We start from the raw sequence: 21403 nt of genomic DNA on the forward strand, positions 1-21403 counted from the left end.
TAACTCGCCTCCTCACAGAGCCGCCTCGGCGGCAGTGGCGTGGATACGTCACCTGCTCTACGGGGACGAGCGGGCCGTGAGTCGCACGAGAGGAGAAACTTTTCGAGAGAGTGCGCGGACGCTGTGACCCCGGCGCCGAGGCGGCGGCCGAGTTCCCGTCGTCAGCGGACCGACAGCGGCGTGCCAAGCGCACGGCCCGGCTCGATCGAGCCGATCGGACGAAGTGGGTCGAGCGGCGGAACCGACAGCCGGGATGGGACTACGGCGGACACGTCCGGCGCCGTCGGCAGAGCCGGTTCGGGCGCCTCCGGCAGCGCGGGCAAGGCGGGAAGGGCGGGCACGGCGGGAAGGGCGGAAACGGCGGGAAGAACAGCGCCCTGCAGGTTCGACAGGGCCGAGGACGCCGACGACAGAGGGCCCACGGCCGTCGGCGGGACCGGACCGTCCCCGAGCCCGACGGGAAGATCAGACGAGGCCGTCTCGGACGCCTTCGGTTCTCTGCGCCCCGGCGGGAGGCCCGGAGCCGCGGGGAGATGCGTTACGTACGGACGGAGCCGCGAAGGCGCAGTCTCCTCCGTCTCCGCTTCGGAAGATGTGCTCAGGGCCAGTCCCGCCACCGTCAGGGTCACCGCCACGGACGCCAGCGCGGCTGTCTGCGCGCCTTCCCTCAGCACTCGCGGCCGCCAGCGCCACACCCAGACGGCGAGAACCAGTGTCGCCGCCAGTACGGCGCGGAGCGCCCTGCGGGCCCTGGCCAGAAGCGACCGGACCGCCTGGTAGCTGAGTCCGGTTCGCTGCGAAATCTGTTCGAGGTCCAAGCCCTGCGCCCTCAGGCTCAGCACCTCCGCCTGGCGTATCGGAAGGTCCGCGCTGCGGCCGGCAAGCCACTTCGCCTCCGCCTGGTCGCACACCGCGTCCTCCACCGTGGCGGGTCCGGCCGCGGTGCGCGCCGAACGGGTGTGCACCTCGGCCTCGCGGTTGATCTGCCGGTACCGGTCGACGCACAGCCGTATCGTCACCGATGTCAGCCAAGCGCCCAGCCGGGCGTCGTCCAGGTTGGCGCTTTCTGCCGCACGGACCATGGCTTCGTGCACCGCGTCCTCGGCGTCATCCACATTCATGGACCGCCGTCGCGCCACCTTCAGCAAGGACTCACGGTGGCTCAGCACCCGCTGCCAGCGATCGGCGGGATGCCCGTCCGCCGAACCTCGCTCCGCAGGCTCATCGTGTCCGCTCACTGTCGCCTCTCACGCCGCCGAGATCACCTGTCGGCCACCGCTCACGAACCAGCACAGCGCGAGGCCCGTGCGTGGGGGCTCCTGTCGAAGACGCCGCAACGAACGGGGTCAACCCAGCGCCTCGGCGCGGCTCCTGGCCCTCTGCGTCGGACTGCGCGCCCGCGGGGTGGCCGAGGTCCGCGACATCGCCGCAGGCGAACAGTTGGGCACGCGCAGTGTCGTTGAGCTGCAGCCCGTCGGCGAGCAGTTCGGCGACCGCGCGCGACGGCCGGCACAGTCCGGCTTCCACATCGAGCAGGTAGGAAGCGGACAGGCCGAGCGGCCGTGCGGCTTCGCGTAACCGCCAACCACGCCGGAGCCTGGCCGCGTTCAGCATCGGGCCGAGTCCAACGGCCGGTATACGGCCGGGCTGTACCGCGAGAACATCTCCCATCGACAACCACCCCAAGTCAGAGGCTATGCCGCCGTCTCGCCGTCCCGATGTCTACGGCGTTTCCTGAGCATTACAGGCCCGGCAGCGGCCTGTGGCGTGTGTGACAGCAGACAACAGCGCCCACGGCGCATCGGAGACCGGTCAGCGGATCCGTGCATCCCGCGGCCTCGAAGGGCTTTTGCGCCTTGAGCCCGTGGGAGTCGTCGACCTCCTTGTCGGGACTGTTCGACGTCGGCTGCGCGTGCGTCAGCCGAAAGTGGCGCGGATGTCGGCGTGCGCGTCGTTGAACGTCGCCGTGTCGACGCGCTCGGCACGTGTGTACGCGGACCATGTGTCTCACGCCTTCTGACCGGGGTCGCGGTAGGTGGTGCAGCGCGCCGCGCTGGTGGTCCATCCACCGGGTCGCCAGGTGCTTTCGGGCATCACCCAGCTGACCGTCCCGGTTGGCGCCGGACGGACTCGCGGCTGCCTCGTCCCTCGGTGCACCTGGCCCACGACGGCATCGCGGCCTCCATCGGCTCGGTCGGCGACGCATACGACAACGCCCTGATGGAATCCACGATCGGCCTCTACAAGACCGAGCTGATCAAGCCGCAACGGCCCTGGAAGACCCTGGCCGAGATCGAGTTGGCCACCGCCCCCGACGGCTGACCGCGCGGGATATGCCCGCCGTGACCGTGTGCCAGGACCCATCCGTCCGCGACCAGTCCACAGGCCGGCCATTGCCCGCTGCCGCGTGGCGCGAAGGCGCCTTCCTGCCCGAACGTGATGATCAGCACCAGTAGATCGAGGGAGCGGAGGACGGCGTTGAAATCCGGTGCCTTGTCAGCTTCGAGCGGGGCTGGGGATGCAGGCCGGAGAACGGTGCGCCGCAGACGAGCAGAGCCATCAGCCACAGACCTGCGCGGAGAGGCCGGTAGCCGTAGCCGACGGCTACGTCCTGGACATGGCCCCAGGCGCGGGAGTGCGGGGAGAGAGTGGTGCGGCGGGGCGAGGCCGGGCAGGCCGCAGCCGGCACCTGGTGATCGTGCCGGTCCCGGAAAGCAGCCGAGAGGACGTACGCGAACACGCGGACCTGCGGTTCGGGCCGGCAGCCCTGCCAATCGGCCGACGAGCTCTGACCCATGTCCGGCGTACGCTTGAGCCGGGGCATCGGTGGTCAACCTCGCGAGGTGATGAAGATGCTCGACTTGTCCTCCAGGCTGTCGGACATTCCGCCGACACGAGGTCAGGCACCCTGGCCCCATCACGAGTACGTCAAGGGCTGGGGCGTGTTCGGTCTGCCCTTCGACTCCGGTCACGTCCTCGCACTGCGTGTCTTTCCGGAGAACTCCTTCAGTCCCTACCGCACGCTGTGGCACCGCGACCCGAGCGGCAATTGGTCCATCCACGTCGACGGGGCACGACTCGACACCGCATGCCCCAGGTACTACGGCGCCGCCTGCGCCCGGACGGGATACGCCCACATCACCCTCACTTGGACAGGCCCGGCCTCCCTACGGGTCGTGATGGATTCTCCTTCACTGGACTGGACCCTCACCGCCTCCTCGACCCGGCTCCTCGATGTCCTCAACGGCATCAGCACAGCGCTACCGCTCGCCACCTGGCGCCCTCGCCCTCTGATTCGGGCTCGGGAGCGTTTGGCTCGCGCGCTGGGCATGGGGCACCTGCAGATGTCCGGCCTGATGCCAAGCGGCCACACCGGAACGCTCATGCCACAGCAGATGTATTTCGTGGATGACTCACGAGCCACCCTCGACGACGTCGACCTCGGACTCCCCGTCCATCTGCCCGAGAATCCGCGGATCGGTGACGTGCCCCTGCCGGCCCGCGGCGTCCTCGCCATCGGCCAGGCAGTCTGGGAGATCCTGGACCGGACCGAATACGAACGCGCCCGCTCCGAGACCGCCCGACCGTCGTAGGTTCAGACCTCCGCGGCTCCCCCGCTCGCATCACAGCCGGGCGCGCCGCAGCCGTGCCGGATCCAGCGGTAGGCCACGGTCGTCACCGGCAAGCATCGGACACAGTCGGGGCGAGAGATCAGAACGGTCGGCACGCAGGTCACAAGGCGTACCGCCCCGTCCCTCCCCCACCACCACGTCCGCCATCTCCTGGGCCGTGCGCATCACGTAGAGGGTGCTGCCCACCTGCGCGCTGACGATGGGGGCCCGCCAGGACCGTCGCGGGCCCCGCATCCGGTCCGGGAGCCAGAGCGCTCCTGGCGTGGAACAGTGGAAGGGGAGGCAGGGCGGTGTGCCGTCCGTGAAGGTACAGGCCCGGCGAAGGAGGACACGATGAGTCACCCTGTGCTGGCGGGTGTCGACGGGTCCGAACGCAGTGCGACGGCAGCCGACTGGGCGGCGCGGGAGGCCGAGTTGCGCGGCGTTCCCCTGCGCCTGTTCCATGCCTTTCCGTCTCTTCCGGGCACCGTCGTGCCCCGCCCGGCCCTGGACCGGCTGCGTCACATGGGTGCGCGCATGCTCGAGCGAATGGTCACCGACCTGGTCGACCGTTACCCGGATGTCGAGGTGCAGGGCGAGCAGGCCGACGACGCCCCGACCCCGGCTCTTCTCGCCGCGGCCCGCGCTGCCGGACTTCTTGTCGTCGGCACACGGGGGACGGGCGGTTTCGACGGTCTCGCGGTCGGCTCGGTGGCGCTGCGGATGGCGGCAGCAGCCCCGTGCCCTGTCGTCCTGGTCCCCCAGCGGCCCAGCCCCTTCGGGGAGGGGATACGCGCGGAAGGCGTCGCTGCCCAGGTGGTGGTGGGGTTCGATGCGCATCGCCCGGTCGGGGAGGCGGCGGACTTCGCGTTCTCTGTCGCTGAGGCACGTGGAGCAGGTCTGCGGGTGGTCCAGGCATGGGCGTTTCCTGCGGAGGCGGTGTCTCCGCGGACGCTCGTGGTGACCGAGGAGGACCGCGCCACGTGGGAGGACCAGGAGGTTCTGCGGCTCTCGGACGCGCTGCGCGTCTGGCAGGCGAAGTACCCCCGCGTGACGGTCCGCACCGATGTCATGTTGCTCCAGCCTGCGGGAGCACTCTTGAACGCGTCCCGGGAAGCGGCCCTGCTTGTCGTGGGCCGCCGCACCGATCCCCAGGCGGCCGAAGGCCGACTGGGCCCGGTCACGCACGCCGTACTGCACCACGCACGCTGCCCGGTGGCGGTCGTACCGCACACCGGATGACGGCCGTCCAGAGGCCTGTCGGGGAAACGGCGGAACGGCCGAGCGGCGGAACGGCCGAACGGCGGGTCGCGGGCCGGGGAGCGATCCGGTGGGCGGCGGGCCGGGAGTGATCCGGTGGGTGGCGGGCCGGGAGTGATCCGGTGGGTGGCGGCCGGTCAGCCGAAGAACACCTCGAACTCGTCGTACAGCGACGGATCGACGAGCTTGGTCTTCGCCGTGGCGTCGGCGAGGGGGACGCGGACGATCCGGGTGCTCTGCAGGGCGACCATGACGCCGAAGTCACCGTCCTTGACCGCGTCGATGGCGTGCAGCCCGAAGCGCGTGGCCAGCCAGCGGTCGAAGGCGCTCGGGGTGCCGCCGCGCTGGATGTGCCCCAGCACCGTGGTGCGGGCATCCTTGCCCGTGCGCTCCGAGATCTCCCGAGCCAGCCACTCGCCGACGCCGGACAGCCGCACATGGCCGAACTCGTCCAGCGACTGATCCTTGAGGACCGCCTGGCCCTCTTTCGGGGCGGCCCCCTCGGCCACCACGACGATCGGCGCGTAGTTGATCTTGAATCTGTTCTTCACCTGCTCACAGACCTGATCGATGTCGAAGGGCCGCTCCGGGATGAGGATCACGTTGCCGCCGCCCGCGACGCCGGCGTGCAGTGCGATCCACCCGGAGTGCCGCCCCATGACCTCCACCACCAGGGCGCGCATGTGCGACTCGGCGGTGGTGTGGAGGCGGTCGATGGCCTCGGTCGCGATGCCGACCGCGGTGTCGAAGCCGAAGGTGTAGTCAGTGCCGGAGACGTCGTTGTCGATGGTCTTCGGCACGCCGACCAGGGGAATTCCCTGACGGCTCAGTTCGGTGGCCACGCCGAGCGTGTCCTCGCCGCCGATCACGACGAGCGCGTCCACGTCGTGCGCGGCAAGGGTGTCCTGTACGCGTCGCAACCCGTCCTCGTGTGTGAACGGGTTGGTACGGGAGGAGCCGAGGATGGTTCCGCCGCGAGGGAGGATCCCCCGCACGCCGGCGATGTCCAGTGGTACGACATCGTCCTGGAGCAAGCCGAGCCAGCCGTCCCTCAACCCGACGAAGTCGAAGGCGTATTCGTCGACACCTTTGCGGACGACACTGCGGATCACGGCGTTGAGGCCGGGGCAGTCACCGCCGCCGGTCAGTACTCCGACCCTCATGGGTTTTCTCCCATCCGCTGGACGGCCCGCGCAGTCGCGGCCTTCTCGGCGATCAGGACCTCTGCCCGGGAACGCCGGGAACGCCGGGAACACCGAGAACGCCGGGATACCGCGAACACCGGACCACCGGGAACATGGATCGCCTGCTTCCAGCCTCCCCCCGTTCGGTCCGCAGTGGCCACTCGACGGACGCCTGGTCCGAACGGCTCGCTCGTGAGGAGTTCTGTCCGGCTTCGGGGCGGCCTGGAGCCCGCTGAACAGGTGCGGGCCGCGTCGATCGGTTCGTCCGGATGACTCTGCGCGGTGATCAGAGGCGGACGTGGCTCGTCTCGCTGCGTTCGATCCTGCCGATGGCGGCGAAGGCGTTGATCCTGGAAGGGGGCGCCCACCTGCGGGCCACGCTTCTTCGCACGCCGGGAACGGCCTCGCCCGAGGTTGGGGCCGAACTGCTCACCACCCGCGTAACGCCACGGCGACGCCCGCGGACGAGGAAGGAGACGGCCATGGAGCAGCAGCCGAGGACGGTCCACGATGAGCAGGAGGTTCTGGCACGGACGGTCGCCGTCGTGATGCGCACCGCTGTGGTCACGGTCGCTGTCGACGAAACCGTGCTCGTGGCCTGGGAGTTGATGGAGCGGTCCGGCTCCCGTCATCTTCCGGTCGTACGTCCGGACGGCCGCTGTGCGGGCCTGCTGGACAGGGCCGACGTGGCGGTCGCCTGTGCGGCACCGGCCTCCTCGCTGTCCGGCCTGCGTGTGGGCGACCTCCTGCCCGGCCACAGGCCGGCGCTCGTCCACGCGGAGCAGACCGTACGCCATGCGGCCGACCTCATGAGCTGTACCGAAGTCGACGCGCTCCCGGTGCTGGGGGAAGACGGGCGTCTCGCCGGGGTACTGACGGCGTTCGACGTCGTCGCGGCCCTCTCCGGTCGTCCGGTGCGGAGGGAACCCGCCGAAACGCAGCCGCAGGCCCCGCCCACAGTGCTGCCCGGGCTCCCGCCTCGGCGGGGCTACCGTGGAACGGCGGTGCCCTGACCGACCACCACTTCGACGTTCACCGAGGTGACATCCGGACGTCAGTCCGTGTAGAAGCCGGCCTCGAACACCCGGCGGCCCCTCGGCACGGAAGGGGGCCAGCGCCGTGGCCCACCGGCTGCGGTGTCAGGTGCCAGGTGCCAGATGTCAGATGTCAGGTGCCAGGTCGGGCGCGGGCCGGAGGTGATTCGTGACGTCGACGACACCGTCGACGCTCTCGGACAGGCGTACCGCGATGGGGATGAGGCTCTCCTGTGGCACCGTGCCGCTGAGTGTCACCCGGCCGTCGCTGACCTGGACGCTGACCTCGCCGGGAGACAGGCCGAGGGTGCGGGTGAGCTGCCGCGCATGCAGCCGGGCGCCGAGCACCGGGTCCTGGTCGTGGATGACGGCAGGCTCGTCGGAATCGTCTCGCTCTCGGACGTCAGCCGAACGGTGACCTGGCTGATGCGTACTGCCCCTGGGCGGCGTGATGGTCTGTGACCGCGGGCCGTCACCTGGGCGGGCCATGTCACAAGGCGCCGTATCGCTCATGTGGCGCACTGCGACGATTGCCGGCCGCTCGTAGATCGGGGCGTGGCAAGCCGGAAGCCGCCGGTCCCGAACGAGGCCGGCAAGACAACCGCGTCCGCGGGTCACGCGGATCTACGGTAGGGGCTGCGTCGTGCACTGGCGCGCAGCGAGGAGGCGTTCGCGCGGCGTCTGGGCTTCGATGCGGCGGCCGACCAGGGTGATGGGCTTCTCCAGCCGCCGCCGGGGGCGGAGGCTCACGGCGGCGACCTCGCCGCAGTCGTCGCTTCGGCCCGTGTACGAGGGCCGACGACCGGCGCTCGTCAACGGCGGCCGTCGTCCCCGGCCCGGCCGGCCTGACCCGACCCGAATGCCGGCAGTCCGTACGCCTCCGGCCCGACATGTATCCCGGCGCGCTCAGGAGGACCACGCCGCGAGGAGTTCCGCCGGGCCGTACGCGGCGTCGAGCCCCGCGCAGTCGGTGCCGCTGCGCGAGAGCGCGATCACAGGCACGGGAGCAGGCGTGAGCGCGGCGCGGTGCCGGTGCAGCGCCGCGAGGTCGTGCCGGTCGAACGGGGAGTTCTCCAGCCACTTCACCGAGCCGACGAACAACAGCTCCTTGGCGATCGGCGCGCGGTCCGCGCCCACGACGTCGATCTCCACGTCGTTGGTACGGGTCCAGTAACCGCCGATGGCGGGGGCGGCGGGGAGGTTCGCGTCGGGCAGCAGCCGTGCCAGCGCCTCGCGCACCAGGGGTTCAACGGCCCTGCCACGCCAGCTGGTCCAGTTTTCGCGGATGCGCCGCAGCGTCAGGTCACCCCGGCCCCGCTCGATCTCCTCCATCGCCGGACCCAGGAGCTTCAGCCAGAAGCGGAGGTAGGGATCAGCGACCCTGTAGCGACGATCCTTCGAAGGCCGCGTGGACACGGGAAGCTCCGCCGCGATCACCCGCTTGTCCGCCAGGATCCCCAGCGACCGCTGCAGCGGGGTCGCCCCGATCCCGCCGGCGGCGCGGGCAATGTTGGAGAACGTCCGCTCACCGCTGCCGATCGCCGCGAGGACGGTGCGGGCTTGGACCTGCTGGGGGAACTCCGCGGCGAGCGAGCGCTCCGCCGACACCAGCAGGGCCGAGACCGGATCGCTGAGTGCCGCCTGCAGGAACTCCCACATCCCGGCGCCGTGCGGCCACTCCGCACAGATCAGCGGCAGCCCACCGGTGATCAAGGCCGCGTCGAAGGCCGAGGCGGGATCGAGGCCGAGCATCCCGCCCACCTCCGCCGGGTTGAGCGGACCCAGCACCATCTCCCGTCCGCGCTGGTGGAACGGGCGTCCGTAGCTGTTCAGTGCCTCCATCATCGACAGGTCGGAGCCGATGAGAACCAGCAGCACGGGCTTCGTCTCCAGCACTCGGTCCCAGGCCCGCTGAAGCATGCCCTCGAAGGCGCCATCCGCATCCATCAAATAGGGCACCTCGTCCATGACCACCACGCTCACCCGATCGTGCGGGAGTGCCGCCGCCAGCACATCGAAGGCGGCATCCCAACTCGCCGGGCGGGCCGCGGACAGCAGATTCGCCAGCGGAAGGCTGGATGACCGCGCATCCTGGCTGAGCCGCTCCAGATCCGCCCCCGGCGACGCCCCTGTGGCGGCATAAAAGAGGAACGGCACACCGGACCTCTCGGCGAACCGCTCCACCAGCCGCGACTTGCCCACGCGGCGGCGCCCTCGAAGCATCACGCACCGCCCGGGCCGCTCCCCACCGACCCCGGCCGTCACCTTGCCCAGCTCGCGATCCAGCGTCTCGAGCTCGTTCCGCCTGCCCACGAAATCTGCCATGCCGCCGCCTTCCAGAACGCTACCTGCCACCCTCACAGACACTAACATCACAGTTAGTAACATCAGCGTTAGTGACATGTCGGCTCAGAAGGATGCCGCCTGCCCCGGTACATCCACGGGACGGGAGGAGATCAGCCTTCGGCGCCGCAGCACGGTCCGCCATTGGGCACCAAGGCCGCCGAATGCGTGAGCGGCGCGCGAGCGCACCGCGGTCCAGCCCGCCCCTATGTCAGGAAACCTGCGAAATGACTACGCCTGCCGAGCGGGCCGCGTCAAGGGCGTCGCGACAACCTCTCCCCCTCCGAGGCGCCGGGCGGGCGACAGTCGAAGAGGGCGCCCGATACGTCTCGGCAACGCCCTTGTCATCCGGCGTCGGCGCATGCATCATCGTGGGCATCATCAGGGTTCCTGATATCGAGCATGCTGCTCGGCCCTACCGGGACGCGAAGGAACCCGCCACCTCTTCTGCTGCCGGCTCCGGCTTCCCCCCAGCGGCTTCAGCCGCCCGTTCCGGCTTCCCCAGCAGCTTCACCACCCTCAGCTCCGCTCCCTCGACGTGCCCGGAGGCATTCATGAGCGCACCCATCAGCACACCCGCGAACGGCAATTTGTCCCGAAGATCCATTCTTCGGGGGACGGCCGGAGCCGCCGGTCTGTTCACCGCAGGCGGTCTGCTGACCGCCTGCGGCGGCATCAAGGAGTCCGCGGCACAGACCGACGCGGTGCTCCGGATCGGCTACGTCTCGCCCAGCACGGGCCCGGCCGCGGGCTTCGGCGAGCCGAACGCGTTCCTGATGAAGAAGCTGCGCGCCACCTTCAAGGACGGGCTGCGGATCGGCGGCAAGAAGTACTCCGTCGAGATCATCGACCGCGACAGTCAGTCGAATCCGCAGACCGCCGCGCAGGTCGCGGCCGACCTGATCAACAGCGAGAAGATCGACCTGATGCTCGTCACCTCCACCCCGGAGACGGTCAACCCCGTCGCCGACGCGTGCGAGGCGGCCAAGATCCCCTGTCTGTCGACCGCCGTGCCGTGGGAGGCCTGGTACTTCGGCCGCGGGGCCACCCCCGAGAAGCCCTTCACGTACACCTACCACTTCTTCATCGGCGTCGCGGAGATCCATGCCGCGTACACCTCCCTGTGGACGAAGGGCGGGGTGGAGACCAACCGGCGGGTCGGCGTCATGTGGCCCAACGACCCCGACGGCAAGGCGATCCGGCAGGGGCTCGGGCCGCAGCTGAAGAAGAGCGGGTTCAGGATCGTCGACCCCGGGGCGTACGAGGACGGGACGAACGACTACTCGGCGCAGATCGCCGCGTTCAAGAAGGCGGACGCGGAGATCTTCAACACCTTCCCGCTGCCGCCCGACTTCGCCACTTTCTGGAAGCAGGCCCGGCAGCAGGGATACCGGCCGCGCATCGCGTCCATCGCCAAGACCGGTCTCCTCCCCTCCCAGGTCGAGGCGCTCGGCTCGCTCGGACACGGCCTCAGCGCCGGCTTCTGGTGGTCGCCCCAGTTCCCGTACACCTCCACCCTCACCGACCAGACCGCCGGGCAACTGGCCGACGACTACGAGAAGTCGACGGGCAAGCAGTGGAACCAGGTCATCGGGTCCAACATGGCGCTCTTCGAGGTCGCGGTCCACGCGCTGAAGGCGACCTCCGACCCCAAGGACCGGGGGGAACTGGCTGCCGCCCTCGGCAAGGCCAAGCTCACCACCGTCGCCGGGCCGCTGGACTTCACGTCCGGGCCGGTGAAGAACGTGTCCACGGAGCCGCTGGTCATGGGGCAGTGGCGCAAGGCCACGGGGGGCAGCAAGTTCGCCGTCGAGCCGGTCATCGTCGACAACGGCGCCTTCGGCGACATCCCGCTCGGAGGCGAACTTGAGCCCCTCCGCTGAGCCGGTGACCGACACCGTGGGGACAGGGGAGGCCGCCTCGGCGGCGGCCCCGGCCCCGCCGGTGCTCGCGGCGAACGGCATTCACCGACGCTTCGGCAGCCTGGTCGTCCTCGAAGGCATCGACATCGCCCTCTCCCCCGGCGAGGCCCTGGGCATCGTCGGGCCGAACGGCGCCGGAAAGACGACCCTGCTCGACATCCTCTCCGGCGCCCAGGCACCCTCCGAGGGCAGTGTCACCTTCCAGGGTCAGGACGTGACCCGCTGGAAGGTCGACCGGCGCTGCCGCGGCGGCATCGGGCGCTCCCATCAGGTGCCGCGCCCCTTCACCGGCATGACGGCCTACGAGAACGTGCTGGTCGCGTCGGTGCAGGGCGGATCGCACCGGCGTGGGGCCGCACAGCAGCACGCCCTCGGTGTGCTGGAGCGCTGCGGCATGCTCGGCCAGGCCAACCGGCCCGCGGCCGCGCTCACCCTGCTGGAGCGCAAGCGGCTGGAGATGGCGCGGGCGCTGGCGACCGATCCGCAGGTGCTGCTGCTGGACGAGATCGCGGGTGGTCTCACCGACGCCGAGACGGACGAACTGATCGCCACCATCCAGCAGTTGCGCGCCGACGGCATCGCCATCGTCTGGATCGAGCACGTCATCCACGCGCTTCTGCGGGTGATCGACCGGCTGGTCTGTCTCGCGCAGGGCCGGGTCCTGGCCGAGGGCGAACCGGACGCCGTCATGTCCGATCCCCGGGTCGTCGAGGCCTACCTGGGGAGCGCGGCATGAGTCTGCTGACGGTCGAGAATCTCGAAGTACGGCACGGTCTGCTGCACGCCGTCCGCGAAGTCTCCTTCGCCGTGGACGAGGGCGAGGTCGTGGCGGTGGTCGGGGCCAACGGTGCCGGAAAGTCCACCCTGATGCGTGCCGTCGCCGGAGCACACCGGCCGGCCGAGGGCCGTATCGGCCTGGACGGTGTGAATGTGACGGCCCAGCAGGCCCACGACCGTGTCGCGGCCGGGATAGCGCTGGTCCCCGAGGGGCGACGGCTCTTCGCCGACCTCACCGTGGAGGAGAACCTGCTGGTCGCGTCCCGGGTACGGCGCCACGGACCGTGGGACCTGGCAGCCGTCGTGGCCGCCTTCCCGCTGCTCGACGGGCTGCTGAAGCGGCGCGCCGGCAACCTCTCGGGCGGCGAGCAGCAGGCCGTGGCCATCGGCAGGGCGCTGATGACCAACCCCCGGCTGCTGCTGCTCGACGAGGTCTCGCTGGGCCTCGCGCCCATCGTGGTCGACACCCTCTACGACTCGCTCGGCACCATCCTCTCCGGCGGAACGACCGTGCTGCTGGTGGAGCAGGACCTCGGCCGCGCCCTGGGGGTGGCCAGGCGCGTGCTGTGCATGCTCGAAGGCCGCGTCGTCCTGGACGAACCCGCCGACGAGGTCACCCGCGAACAGGTCGTCGAGGCGTACTTCGGGCTGAGCCGGGCTGCGGCCCCGGACCGCGCCACCGCCGCAATCGTGCAGGAGGAGCCGGCATGAACTGGATCAACGCCATCGTGCAGGGCGTCATGCTCGGCGGTGTCTACGCGCTCTTCGCCTGCGGCCTTTCCCTGATGTTCGGCGTCATGCGGACCGTCAACCTGAGCCACGGCGACCTCGCGGTCCTCGGCGCGTTCCTGGTCGCGGTGGTGGCAGCCGCCGTCGGCATCAGCCCGTTCTTCGCGGTACTGCTGGTCCTGCCCGTGATGGGCCTGGTCGGAGTGGCGTTGCAGCGGGGCATCCTCAGCAGGGCGCTGCGCACCGGCGAGATGTCGTCGATGCTGGCCACCTTCGGCCTCGCGATCGTGCTGCAGAACGTGCTGCTGGAGATCTTCAGCGCCGACTCCCGCTCCCTGGACGTCGGTTCGCTGTCCACGTCCGGTCTCCAGCTCGGGTCGTCGGTGAGCATCCCGTATCTCGGCCTGCTCACCGTGGCGGTGGCGGTCGCGCTGCTCGGCGGGCTCCAGCTGATGCTGGCCCGTACGGGCATCGGCCGGGCGATCCGCGCCACCGCCGCCGACGCGGACACCGCCGAGCTGGTCGGGATCGACAGCCGCCGGGTGTACGCCTGGGCCGCCGCCATCGCCGTCGCCACCGCGGGTCTGGCGGGAGCGTTCTTCGCGATGCGGTCGTCGTTCAGCCCGTCCATGGGGCCGACCCAGCTGCTGTTCGCCTTCGAGGTCGTCGTGATCGGAGGGCTCGGTTCGCTGTGGGGGACGCTCGTCGGGGGCATGGTCCTCGGCGTCGCCCAGACGGTCGGCGCGCAGGTGGATCCGCGCTTCTCCATCGTGGCCGGACACGCGGTGTTCCTCGCGGTTCTGGCCTTCCGTCCGCAGGGACTGCTCGGCATGAGAAGGAGCCGCACATGACCACCGCATCACCGGTGACCACCGCATCACCGACGACCCCCGCCACCGCCACCATCCACCGGTGGACCTCCGTCTCCCGTACGGCGTCCGGTGCCCTGGCCGCCCTGCTGCTCGCCCTGGCGTTCGCGCCCTTCGTCTTCACACCCGAGGCGACCGCGAAGCTGACGGCCCTGTTCGTCCTCGTCATCGTCGCGGCCATGTGGAACGCGCTGGCGGGCTACGCCGGTCTGGTCTCCGTCGGCCAGCAGGGCTTCATCGGCCTAGGCGCGTACGGAGTCTTCCTCTTCGTCGACCGAGGCGTCAGCCCCTTTCTCGCGGTCGTCCTGGCAGCCCTGCTCGCGGGTGCCGTCGCCGTACCCACCTCGCTGCTCGCGTTCCGGCTCACCGGTGGGCAGTTCGCCATCGGCATGTGGGCGATCGCGGAGTTCTTCCGGCTGGTCGTGGTGAACACGCCTTCGCTGGGCGGCGGTTCCGGCCGCTCGCTCACCGATCTGTCGGCCACCGATCCGGCGGTGCGGCAGGCCCAGGTGTACTGGCTCGCCCTCGCGCTGATGAGCGTGCTGCTGCTGGCCGTGTTCGTGCTGCTGCGCAGCAGGCTGGGGGCTTCGCTGGAGGCGATCCGCGACGACCCGGTGGGCGCGGCGTCCGTCGGGGTACGGGTCACCTCGGCGAAACGGCTGGTCTTCGTCCTGGCGGCGGTGGGCGGTGCCGCGGCCGGTGGACTCACCCTCGCGAGCACCCTGCGGGTGCAGCCGGACTCCATCTTCGGGGTCCACTGGTCCGCGTACATGATCTTCATGGTGGTCATCGGCGGCCTCGGCACCTTCGAGGGACCGATCATCGGAGCGATCGTGTTCTTCCTGGTGCAGGACTGGTTCGGGGACACCGGAGGCACCTGGTACCTGATCGGGCTCGGCACCCTCGCCATCGGGATGACGCTGTGGATGCCCCATGGGCTGTGGGGTACCGTGGCTCGCCGACGTGACCTGGAACTACTACCTGTCGGCTATCGGGTGAAGTCGCCGGTCGGGTGACCTCGACGACGGCCTCGCCCGGCCTCCCCGACGACCGACCAAGAGGTGCGAACGATGGCGGAGGCAGCCGATCGGGACCCCACTCCGGGTCCGGGTGCGGATCCCGATCCGGACCCCGAGGGCCACAAAGGCCCGCTGACGATCTATCTCGTCAAGCAACTCGAACTGGCCATCCGCTCCTTCATGGACGAGGCCCTGCGGCCGTACGGGCTCACGACGTTCCAGTACACGGCCCTGACCGTGCTTCAGCACCGAGGCAGGCTGTCCTCCGCCCAGTTGGCCCGCCGCTCCTTCGTCAGACCCCAGACGATGCACGAGATCGTGCGTGCGCTGGAGGAGCGTGGGCTGCTCGAGCGCGCCCATGCCCCGGGAAACCGGCGGGTCATGGAGGCCCGGCTGACGCGGGAGGGGGAGGACCTGCTGGCGGCGTGCGCGCCGGCGGTGCAGAGGCTGGAGGACCGGTTGCTGCTCGACATACCGGAGAAACGGCGGTCCGATTTCCGCCAGGGCCTGGAGGACGGGCTCGCCTCCTTGACGGGGTGGCACCACGGCTGACGACGCGGATCGGCGGGCCGCCGCCCCGGCCCGCCCCGCTCCCGCGCATCAGCGGTCCCGGAACTTCGGCGACTGTTGAGAATCTGCGAGCGCAGGACGTGAAGCGGGTGTGGATCTCGCCGCCGCGGGAGCCCGGGACGGCGCACGCCGGCAGTTCTGGAAGGCCCGGGCGCCCCGAAGTCGCGTTCCCCGGCTGCAGCGGATCGCGCCGCTGGACAGGGCTCGCAGGTTCGAATCCTGCCGGAGGCACCAGCAGGAAGGCCCCGGACCGATCATGGTTCGGGGCCCTTGGTCGCCAGGTCTGACGTGCCTCAGCCGGCGGCCTTGGCGATGATGCGGTCCATCTCCTCTTGACCAAAGGCCCGCAGGGTCGTGGTACGGACGTTGCCCACTCCGCCGAGCTGCAGGAGCGCCGCGGTGGCGATCTCGTCGTCGGGCGCTTCGACAACGGCCACCAGGTCGTACGGACCGACGGTCCAGTAGATGTTCAGGAGCTTCGCCCCGAGCTTCTGTACCCCCGAGGCGAAGGCCTCGGCACGCTTCGCGGTGTCCTTGTAGTTCCGGATCCCTTGATCGGTCCAGTTCAGCAACGTGACATACGTCGGCATGGCCTTTTCACCTTCATGAGGGAACACATCGCAAGGCCAATCCTCGGCATAACCGCCGAAACATGCAGAACATGCGCACCCGAATGAGCAATACGGGCAATCACAGTGGGACCAGTCGAGATGCACTTCGCCAACAGAGGCGCCACTGAAAGGCCAGATGGTCCACCCCGGCGTGGAAGGCGCGGACGAACAGTCCGAACATGACCAACACCCCGCCCCACAGTCCCCAACCGGCGCTGCACGCCCCGATCCGTGCGGCCACCACGGCCACGGCGGGCCAGTGCAAAGCGCGCCACGCAGTCGGGCGCCGATCGGTGTGACCGGGGTGGCCATGGACGTCGTCGGGTTCGTCATACCGACGACGACGATGCCTTCGCCGTCCCCGTGGGGCGTCGGACCAGGAACTGAACTGCAGGGTCAGACCTGGGTATGACCCGTCGGGCCGCCTGACCAGCACCGCATCCAGCCCACTGCACGAGCAGTTGACGTCTCGTCAGGAAGGCATTCATGCGGAACACGGACGGCACACATGAAAGCGGGAATCAACCGACCCACCCTCTTCACGGCGACTCACCGCGCAAGAGGATGAACCACGGCAGAGGCAGCCCCAGGCGCCCTGCGCTTTTCAAGATCACCCAAGGGGCCGGACGAGCTGACCCTTCGTCACCTGTGCGGTGAATTCTTCCCATCTCGCCCTCAGGGCCGCTCACCTGTGTAAATGATCAAAGGAGTGCGGTCGCCGGGTGTGGCCGGGTGACCCATCCGTCCGTATGTCGTGTTGCAGATCTGACGGTCTGTCGGTCTTCTCATAAGCGAAGCACAACAACGGTGCCGCGCATCCCGGCCGGCCACTGCTTCCTCGGAGGAACTTCATGCGTATCAAGTGTGCAGGCGCCGGCATCGGTCTGGTTCTCGGTGCCGTCGGACTGTCGAGCCCAGCCGCAGCAGCCGCGAGCGGCCCCGCCAGTGATTCAGGTATCCACATCAGCACGAGACACGCCGCCCCAGGCTCAACCGTCAGCGTCAGCACCACAGCCTGTGGCTCGGAGACCTATGGGAAGGGCGAGTCTGAGGCAGGAGGCAAGTTCCACCTCTTCCCAGGCGACCGCCAGGGCGTACTGGCCGGCGAATTCCAGGTGCCGACCGGAACCGAGCCCGGTAGTTACACCGTCACCCTGAAGTGCCCGCCCCGAGTCAAAGTCACGGGCACGTTCATGGTCGGCAACGGCAACCCCAGCGGAGCGGTCGATGCTGGGTTCGGAGCGGCCGACGACAAGGGCACACAGCTTGCCCTAGGAGCGGTGCTGCTCGCCGGAGCCGCCGCCGGAGGCGCGATCAAGATGCGCCGCCGCCCGGCCGGTGCCCGCACCTGACGCTCTGCTCCATCGGCCCAGCCCCCCGGCCCGTGTCGGTCCGGGGGCTCGGGTCGCACCCCGTCTTCACTCATTTCGGCCGCGAAGCGGAGGCGCCAGAGCGATGGCACCCGGCGACGAGCCCGTCGAACCTTCTCCCCTGTTCACCTCCTCCACCAAGATTCTCGCCTGCACCCTGCTGACGGGCTTGATGCTGGTGATCACGGCGCTCCGGGGCGGACAGCCTCCGCAACCTTCGACCGTGCAGTCCTTCTCCTCCTCCCCACGGCCCGGTCCCAGCAACACCGCCTCGGCCCACTACCCCTCCGTGTCGGCGCTGCCCCCGTCTGATCCGGTCCAGCTGCGGGTCCCCGCCATCGGCGTGAATGCCCCGATGACGGAACTGACCCTCGACGAGACAGGGGCACTGCGCCCACCATCGGCAGACATGCCGGCCTTTGCCGGGTGGTACGGCGACGGCACGACTCCCGGCTCAGTGGGGACAGCCGTCACGACGGGACATGTCGACACGCAGCAAGGCCCCGGGGTTTTCTACCGGCTCGGGGCACTGGCCAAGGGCGACACCATCGAGATCACCCGGGCAGACCGGCGAACAGCAGTCTTCACGGTCGACGCCGTGGAGCTCTACGCCAAGGAGGCGTTTCCGGACGAGAAGGTCTATGGCAGTTCCGACCGGCCCGAACTACGCGTGATCACCTGTGGGGGTGAATACGCCGAAGAGACTGGCTACCAGGGCAATGTCGTGGTCTACGCGACGCTGACCGCGGTGACGTGACCACACCGAACCAGCCTGTTCGTCATGCCCCGACCCGCCGTGCCCGTGGCCGTCCGATCCGTGCCCGCATGGCGATGCGCGGCGAGGGAGGCGAAAATGGGATCAGCCGGACAGGAGCCACCCGATCAGCGGACTTGAAGGCTCCGGAATCCGCGAGCGGGACATCAAGGTATCTCCCGCGGGTGCAGGTAGGAACACAGGTGATGGCTCATGTGCCGATGGCTCGCTTACTCGGGAACGCCCCTGCTGCTCGACACCATCCTCTACAAACCTGCCCACTCGCTGATCGATCAGAGCCTCCACTCCAAACTGGGTGTCGAGACGACGAACGGCGACGGTTTCGGCGTCGGGTGGTACGCGCAGGAAAGCATCGACACCCCAGCCTTGCTCAAGGACATCGGCCCCGCCTGGAACAACCGCAACCTGAGGGAGATCGCGGATCATGTCCGCTCCCCGTTGTTCTTCGCCCACATACGGGCGTCGACCGGCACGGCGGTGCAGCAGACGAATTGCCACCCGTTCCGGCACGGCCGTTGGATGTGGATGCACAACGGTGCCATCACAGGTTTCCACCTCATACGCCGCGAGTTGTCCCTGCTTGTGGACCCTGAGCTGTTCTCCGACATCGAAGGAACGACGGACTCGGAGATGATGTTCTACCTGGCCGTCACCTTCGGCCTGGACCAGGACCCGCCGGGTGCCGTGGCCCGGATGGTGGGAGTGGTGGAGCGCAGCGGCCGCGACCACGGTGTGGAGTTCCCGGTCCAGATGACGATCGCCGTGACCGACGGCGAACGCCTATGGGCCTTCCGGTACTCGAGCCAGGGCGCTTCCCGGTCGTTGTTCTACAGCACCCGCGTGGACACCCTGCGCAAACTGCACCCCGATATGGCGTTCCTGGAGGAAGTGTCCGACGAGACCCGCCTCATCGTGTCCGAACCCCTCGGTGATCTGCCGGGTGCCTGGAACGAGGTGCCCGAGAGCAGCTACGGCGTCGTACATGCCGGAGCCGACGAGTTGTATTCCTTCGCCCCACAACCGGCATGACACGTCAGCAGATCGCGGACCAGGTCGCGTCGGCGGTCGTCGGTCGTGACCCCTTGCTCCTGCTGGTGCCCGTGCTGCTGCGCCCTGGCCTGGGCGCGCCGTGCGCGAGGCCCGGATGGGTTCTACGGTTGAGGGGAGACCCCCCATTTGCGGAACGCATTTGCGGAACTCATCTGCGGAACTCGGTTCTTTCCGCCTCACACCCCCTCGGGCTCGAAACTCACCAGGAGGGCATACGACATGTCCACTGCATCCGACACCCCTGTCCTGGACACCCTCGCCGCCATGACGGTCGACTCGATCGAGCGATGCGGGCTGGCCCCGGACATGCTCATCCTCACGCGCATCGCGGCACTCGCCGCCTCGGACGCCCCTCCCATCTCCTACGCGGCCCATATCGACCCCGCCATCAAGACCGGCCTGACCGCCGAACAACTGCAGGACGTCCTGGTCGCCATCGCACCCATCGTGGGCACCGCCCGCGTCATGACGGCAGCGGGCAACATCGCCACGGCGTTCGGCATCGCCATCGCCGTCGCCGATGCCGAGATCGAAACCCAGGGCTGAGAGCCGCCGCCCACCCGGCATCGATGACCCGCGCGGCCGGCATCGGACAGAAGACCAAGGAACTGCCCGTCGGGTCCATCGGGTCCGACGGGTCCGATGGGGCCCGACGGGTCCGACGTGCCCTGTGCCGGGCGTCCCCATGGTCGCAGGACCAGGCAGGAGCGTCCGTGATGTCCCAGAACGCGACCACGGCCATGCGCGCGGCGCCCCACACCACGCCCGAGGATCGCGCGGCTCTCGGCAAGGAGGCGCGGCGCCGCTCGCCGCGGTCGGGTCACGCCGTGTACAGGCCGTCTCCCGACCGGCCGGACCCGCTGACGATCCTGGAGGCGCAGTCCGCGGCACGCGTGCCCGAACTCGTCCCGATCCGCTACGGCCGGATGGTGGAGTCCCCGTTCCGCTTCTACCGGGGCGCCGCCGCGATCATGGCGTCCGACCTGGCCGACAGCCCGACCTCGGGACTCACGGCCCAGCTGTGCGGGGACGCGCACCTGCTGAACTTCCGTCTGCTCGCCTCGCCGGAGCGGCAGTTGGTGTTCGACATCAACGACTTCGACGAGACGCTGCCGGGGCCCTGGGAGTGGGACGTCAAGCGGCTGTCGGCGAGTCTCGTCATCGCGGGCCGGGCGAACGGCTTCGACGACGCCGAACGCGCCCGCATCGTGAGCTCCACGGTCCGTTCGTACCGCGAGGCGATGATCCGCTTCGCGGGCACGGGCAACCTCGACGTCTGGTACGCGAAGATCGACGCGGACCTCCTCGAGTCCCTGGTCGCAAGCCGACTCCACGGAACGAAGCGCGGTCAGAAGAACCTGGCCCGCGCCATGGCCAAGGCCCGCACGCGCGACAGCCTCCAGGCTTTCGACAAGCTCACGGAGACGGTCGACGGCCGGCCCAGGATCGCGGCGGATCCCCCGCTGCTCGTCCCGGCCGGCGACCTGCTGCCGGACGTCGAGCGCAGCGCGCTGGAGCGCCGGTTCCGCGGTCTGATCGAGCGGTACGGCCGCACTCTCGCTTCCGACCGGCGCACGCTCCTGGCCGACTACCGTCTGGCCGACGTCGCCCGCAAGGTGGTCGGCGTCGGCAGCGTCGGAACCCGATGCTGGATCTTTCTCCTGCTCGGCCGGGACGACCGCGACCCGCTCTTCCTCCAGGCCAAGGAAGCCGACACCTCCGTGCTCGCCGCACACGTCGGCACCAGCCGCTACCCCAACCAGGGCGAGCGGGTGGTCTCGGGCCAGCGGCTGATGCAGGCCACGAGCGACATCTTCCTCGGCTGGGAGCGGGTGGACGGGATCGACGGCAAGCAGCGCGACTTCTACGTCCGCCAGCTGCGCGACTGGAAGGGCATCGCCATGCCGGAGCGGATGCGGCCGAAGGACATGGAGGCGTTCGGCGAACTGTGCGGGGTCACGCTGGCTCGTGCGCACGCGCGGTCCGGCGACCGCATCGCGATCGCCGCATACCTGGGCGGCGGCGACTCGTTCGACCGCGCACTCGCCACCTTCGCGGAGGCATACGCCGACCAGAACGAGCGTGACCACCAGGCCCTGGTCGACGCGGTGCGCGCGGGCCGGCTACCCGCGGAGGAGCTGCCGGCAGCCTGACCCGGGAAAGGACACCCGGCTCGACCCGAACGCGTATGGGCCTTCGGCTCAGCGGTTACGGCATCACCCAGCCGGGCGGAGACGTGCTCCGTGCTTTCCGGCCCGCCCTGCGAGGCGACTCGGCTT

General features: G+C 69.6%; 23 protein-coding genes and 1 pseudogene. 15 read left to right on the forward strand and 9 right to left on the reverse strand.

Annotated features, from left to right (window positions below):
* Positions 1–161: 161 nt before the first annotated feature.
* Positions 162–1238: an RNA polymerase sigma factor gene (locus ADK57_RS01470; protein WP_063785909.1), complete on the reverse strand. Its 1077-nt coding sequence runs from the start codon at positions 1236–1238 to the stop codon at positions 162–164.
* Entirely contained in the window at positions 1222–1671 is a 450-nt protein-coding gene (locus tag ADK57_RS46690; protein WP_078972877.1) for a helix-turn-helix domain-containing protein, read from the reverse strand. Before ADK57_RS46690 ends, ADK57_RS01470 begins: the two co-directional genes overlap by 17 nt.
* 486 nt (positions 1672–2157) lie before the next feature.
* Here ADK57_RS46690 and ADK57_RS49705 point away from each other — a divergent pair.
* Positions 2158–2310 (forward strand): annotated as a pseudogene (locus ADK57_RS49705) (IS3 family transposase); the annotation flags it as partial.
* A 133-nt stretch (positions 2311–2443) separates the two neighbouring features.
* Here the strand turns inward: ADK57_RS49705 and ADK57_RS50355 are convergent.
* Positions 2444–2824 (reverse strand): hypothetical protein, encoded by a 381-nt coding sequence (locus ADK57_RS50355; RefSeq protein ID WP_199830451.1) that lies wholly within the window; start codon positions 2822–2824, stop codon positions 2444–2446.
* Between the two features lie 28 nt (positions 2825–2852).
* Between ADK57_RS50355 and ADK57_RS01480 the strand changes: the two genes are divergently transcribed.
* A complete protein-coding gene (locus ADK57_RS01480; RefSeq protein ID WP_199830452.1) occupies positions 2853–3593 on the forward strand; it encodes a hypothetical protein in 741 nt (246 codons plus the stop codon).
* A gap of 30 nt (positions 3594–3623) precedes the next feature.
* Here ADK57_RS01480 and ADK57_RS01485 read toward each other — a convergent pair whose 3' ends face one another.
* Positions 3624–3818, reverse strand: a complete 195-nt coding sequence (locus tag ADK57_RS01485; protein ID WP_159049991.1) for a hypothetical protein — start codon at positions 3816–3818, stop codon at positions 3624–3626.
* Between the two features lie 147 nt (positions 3819–3965).
* On the opposite strand from ADK57_RS01485, the gene ADK57_RS01490 reads away from it, so the two are divergent.
* Positions 3966–4853: a universal stress protein gene (locus tag ADK57_RS01490; RefSeq protein ID WP_053747465.1), complete on the forward strand. Its 888-nt coding sequence runs from the start codon at positions 3966–3968 to the stop codon at positions 4851–4853.
* Positions 4854–5008: 155 nt separating this feature from the next.
* On the opposite strand, the gene ADK57_RS01495 is transcribed toward ADK57_RS01490, so the two are convergent.
* Positions 5009–6034 (reverse strand): 6-phosphofructokinase, encoded by a 1026-nt coding sequence (locus tag ADK57_RS01495; protein WP_053747466.1) that lies wholly within the window; start codon positions 6032–6034, stop codon positions 5009–5011.
* A 503-nt stretch (positions 6035–6537) separates the two neighbouring features.
* Here ADK57_RS01495 and ADK57_RS01500 point away from each other — a divergent pair.
* Entirely contained in the window at positions 6538–7068 is a 531-nt protein-coding gene (locus tag ADK57_RS01500) for an HPP family protein (protein ID WP_053747467.1), read from the forward strand.
* 147 nt (positions 7069–7215) lie between these two features.
* Here ADK57_RS01500 and ADK57_RS48695 read toward each other — a convergent pair whose 3' ends face one another.
* The 3 genes from ADK57_RS48695 to ADK57_RS01510 form a co-directional block, all read right to left on the reverse strand.
* Positions 7216–7437, reverse strand: a complete 222-nt coding sequence (locus ADK57_RS48695; protein WP_053747468.1) for a BON domain-containing protein — start codon at positions 7435–7437, stop codon at positions 7216–7218.
* A 276-nt stretch (positions 7438–7713) separates the two neighbouring features.
* A complete protein-coding gene (locus ADK57_RS51915) occupies positions 7714–7839 on the reverse strand; it encodes a hypothetical protein (protein WP_267890750.1) in 126 nt (41 codons plus the stop codon).
* Positions 7840–7995: 156 nt separating this feature from the next.
* Positions 7996–9414 (reverse strand): ATP-binding protein, encoded by a 1419-nt coding sequence (locus ADK57_RS01510; RefSeq protein WP_053747469.1) that lies wholly within the window; start codon positions 9412–9414, stop codon positions 7996–7998.
* Between the two features lie 572 nt (positions 9415–9986).
* Between ADK57_RS01510 and ADK57_RS01515 the strand changes: the two genes are divergently transcribed.
* Genes ADK57_RS01515 through ADK57_RS01540 form a run of 6 tightly spaced genes read left to right on the forward strand, consistent with a single transcriptional unit; the run spans position 9987 to position 15300 of the window.
* On the forward strand, positions 9987–11315 hold the full coding sequence (locus ADK57_RS01515; protein ID WP_053747470.1) for an ABC transporter substrate-binding protein: 1329 nt from the start codon (positions 9987–9989) through the stop codon (positions 11313–11315).
* A 4-nt stretch (positions 11316–11319) separates the two neighbouring features.
* Entirely contained in the window at positions 11320–12090 is a 771-nt protein-coding gene (locus ADK57_RS01520) for an ABC transporter ATP-binding protein (RefSeq protein WP_199830453.1), read from the forward strand.
* Positions 12087–12842 carry an ABC transporter ATP-binding protein gene (locus tag ADK57_RS01525; protein WP_053747471.1) on the forward strand — a complete coding sequence of 252 codons (756 nt, stop codon included), beginning with the start codon at positions 12087–12089 and terminating at the stop codon, positions 12840–12842. Before ADK57_RS01520 ends, ADK57_RS01525 begins: the two co-directional genes overlap by 4 nt.
* Positions 12839–13711 carry a branched-chain amino acid ABC transporter permease gene (locus ADK57_RS01530; protein ID WP_053747472.1) on the forward strand — a complete coding sequence of 291 codons (873 nt, stop codon included), beginning with the start codon at positions 12839–12841 and terminating at the stop codon, positions 13709–13711. Before ADK57_RS01525 ends, ADK57_RS01530 begins: the two co-directional genes overlap by 4 nt.
* Complete coding sequence (locus ADK57_RS01535) at positions 13708–14745, forward strand: branched-chain amino acid ABC transporter permease (RefSeq protein ID WP_053747473.1); 1038 nt, start codon at positions 13708–13710, stop codon at positions 14743–14745. Before ADK57_RS01530 ends, ADK57_RS01535 begins: the two co-directional genes overlap by 4 nt.
* Positions 14746–14799: 54 nt before the next feature.
* Positions 14800–15300: a MarR family winged helix-turn-helix transcriptional regulator gene (locus ADK57_RS01540; protein WP_078972880.1), complete on the forward strand. Its 501-nt coding sequence runs from the start codon at positions 14800–14802 to the stop codon at positions 15298–15300.
* Positions 15301–15611: 311 nt separating this feature from the next.
* On the opposite strand, the gene ADK57_RS01545 is transcribed toward ADK57_RS01540, so the two are convergent.
* Positions 15612–15908 (reverse strand): GYD domain-containing protein, encoded by a 297-nt coding sequence (locus ADK57_RS01545; protein WP_053747474.1) that lies wholly within the window; start codon positions 15906–15908, stop codon positions 15612–15614.
* 872 nt (positions 15909–16780) lie between these two features.
* Between ADK57_RS01545 and ADK57_RS01550 the strand changes: the two genes are divergently transcribed.
* The 5 genes from ADK57_RS01550 to ADK57_RS01570 all read left to right on the forward strand — a co-directional run bounded on the left by ADK57_RS01550 (position 16781) and on the right by ADK57_RS01570 (position 21277).
* Positions 16781–17281, forward strand: a complete 501-nt coding sequence (locus ADK57_RS01550; protein ID WP_053747475.1) for a hypothetical protein — start codon at positions 16781–16783, stop codon at positions 17279–17281.
* Between the two features lie 103 nt (positions 17282–17384).
* Positions 17385–18056, forward strand: a complete 672-nt coding sequence (locus ADK57_RS01555; RefSeq protein ID WP_053747476.1) for a class F sortase — start codon at positions 17385–17387, stop codon at positions 18054–18056.
* A 210-nt stretch (positions 18057–18266) separates the two neighbouring features.
* A complete protein-coding gene (locus tag ADK57_RS01560) occupies positions 18267–19103 on the forward strand; it encodes a class II glutamine amidotransferase (RefSeq protein WP_053747477.1) in 837 nt (278 codons plus the stop codon).
* Positions 19104–19343: 240 nt separating this feature from the next.
* Positions 19344–19670: a carboxymuconolactone decarboxylase family protein gene (locus tag ADK57_RS01565; protein WP_053747478.1), complete on the forward strand. Its 327-nt coding sequence runs from the start codon at positions 19344–19346 to the stop codon at positions 19668–19670.
* A gap of 170 nt (positions 19671–19840) precedes the next feature.
* Complete coding sequence (locus tag ADK57_RS01570) at positions 19841–21277, forward strand: DUF2252 domain-containing protein (protein ID WP_053747479.1); 1437 nt, start codon at positions 19841–19843, stop codon at positions 21275–21277.
* The last annotated feature ends 126 nt before the right edge of the window (positions 21278–21403 follow it).

This window comes from Streptomyces sp. MMG1533 (genome assembly GCF_001279775.1).
Taxonomy (GTDB): Bacteria; Actinomycetota; Actinomycetes; order Streptomycetales; family Streptomycetaceae; genus Streptomyces.

Excerpts from the sequence above, each read along its gene's own strand:
- ADK57_RS46690 (WP_078972877.1), bottom strand. The coding sequence starts at position 1,671 with ATGGGAGATGTTCTCGCGGTACAGCCCGGCCGTATACCGGCCGTTGGA.
- ADK57_RS01545 (WP_053747474.1), bottom strand. The coding sequence starts at position 15,908 with ATGCCGACGTATGTCACGTTGCTGAACTGGACCGATCAAGGGATCCGG.
- ADK57_RS50355 (WP_199830451.1), bottom strand. The coding sequence starts at position 2,824 with ATGCCCCGGCTCAAGCGTACGCCGGACATGGGTCAGAGCTCGTCGGCC.
- ADK57_RS01480 (WP_199830452.1), top strand. The coding sequence starts at position 2,853 with ATGCTCGACTTGTCCTCCAGGCTGTCGGACATTCCGCCGACACGAGGT.
- ADK57_RS01515 (WP_053747470.1), top strand. The coding sequence starts at position 9,987 with ATGAGCGCACCCATCAGCACACCCGCGAACGGCAATTTGTCCCGAAGA.
- ADK57_RS01500 (WP_053747467.1), top strand. The coding sequence starts at position 6,538 with ATGGAGCAGCAGCCGAGGACGGTCCACGATGAGCAGGAGGTTCTGGCA.
- ADK57_RS01495 (WP_053747466.1), bottom strand. The coding sequence starts at position 6,034 with ATGAGGGTCGGAGTACTGACCGGCGGCGGTGACTGCCCCGGCCTCAAC.
- ADK57_RS01555 (WP_053747476.1), top strand. The coding sequence starts at position 17,385 with ATGGCACCCGGCGACGAGCCCGTCGAACCTTCTCCCCTGTTCACCTCC.
- ADK57_RS01525 (WP_053747471.1), top strand. The coding sequence starts at position 12,087 with ATGAGTCTGCTGACGGTCGAGAATCTCGAAGTACGGCACGGTCTGCTG.
- ADK57_RS01550 (WP_053747475.1), top strand. The coding sequence starts at position 16,781 with ATGCGTATCAAGTGTGCAGGCGCCGGCATCGGTCTGGTTCTCGGTGCC.
- ADK57_RS01560 (WP_053747477.1), top strand. The coding sequence starts at position 18,267 with ATGTGCCGATGGCTCGCTTACTCGGGAACGCCCCTGCTGCTCGACACC.
- ADK57_RS01490 (WP_053747465.1), top strand. The coding sequence starts at position 3,966 with ATGAGTCACCCTGTGCTGGCGGGTGTCGACGGGTCCGAACGCAGTGCG.
- ADK57_RS01565 (WP_053747478.1), top strand. The coding sequence starts at position 19,344 with ATGTCCACTGCATCCGACACCCCTGTCCTGGACACCCTCGCCGCCATG.
- ADK57_RS01510 (WP_053747469.1), bottom strand. The coding sequence starts at position 9,414 with ATGGCAGATTTCGTGGGCAGGCGGAACGAGCTCGAGACGCTGGATCGC.
- ADK57_RS01535 (WP_053747473.1), top strand. The coding sequence starts at position 13,708 with ATGACCACCGCATCACCGGTGACCACCGCATCACCGACGACCCCCGCC.
- ADK57_RS01530 (WP_053747472.1), top strand. The coding sequence starts at position 12,839 with ATGAACTGGATCAACGCCATCGTGCAGGGCGTCATGCTCGGCGGTGTC.
- ADK57_RS01540 (WP_078972880.1), top strand. The coding sequence starts at position 14,800 with ATGGCGGAGGCAGCCGATCGGGACCCCACTCCGGGTCCGGGTGCGGAT.
- ADK57_RS01570 (WP_053747479.1), top strand. The coding sequence starts at position 19,841 with ATGTCCCAGAACGCGACCACGGCCATGCGCGCGGCGCCCCACACCACG.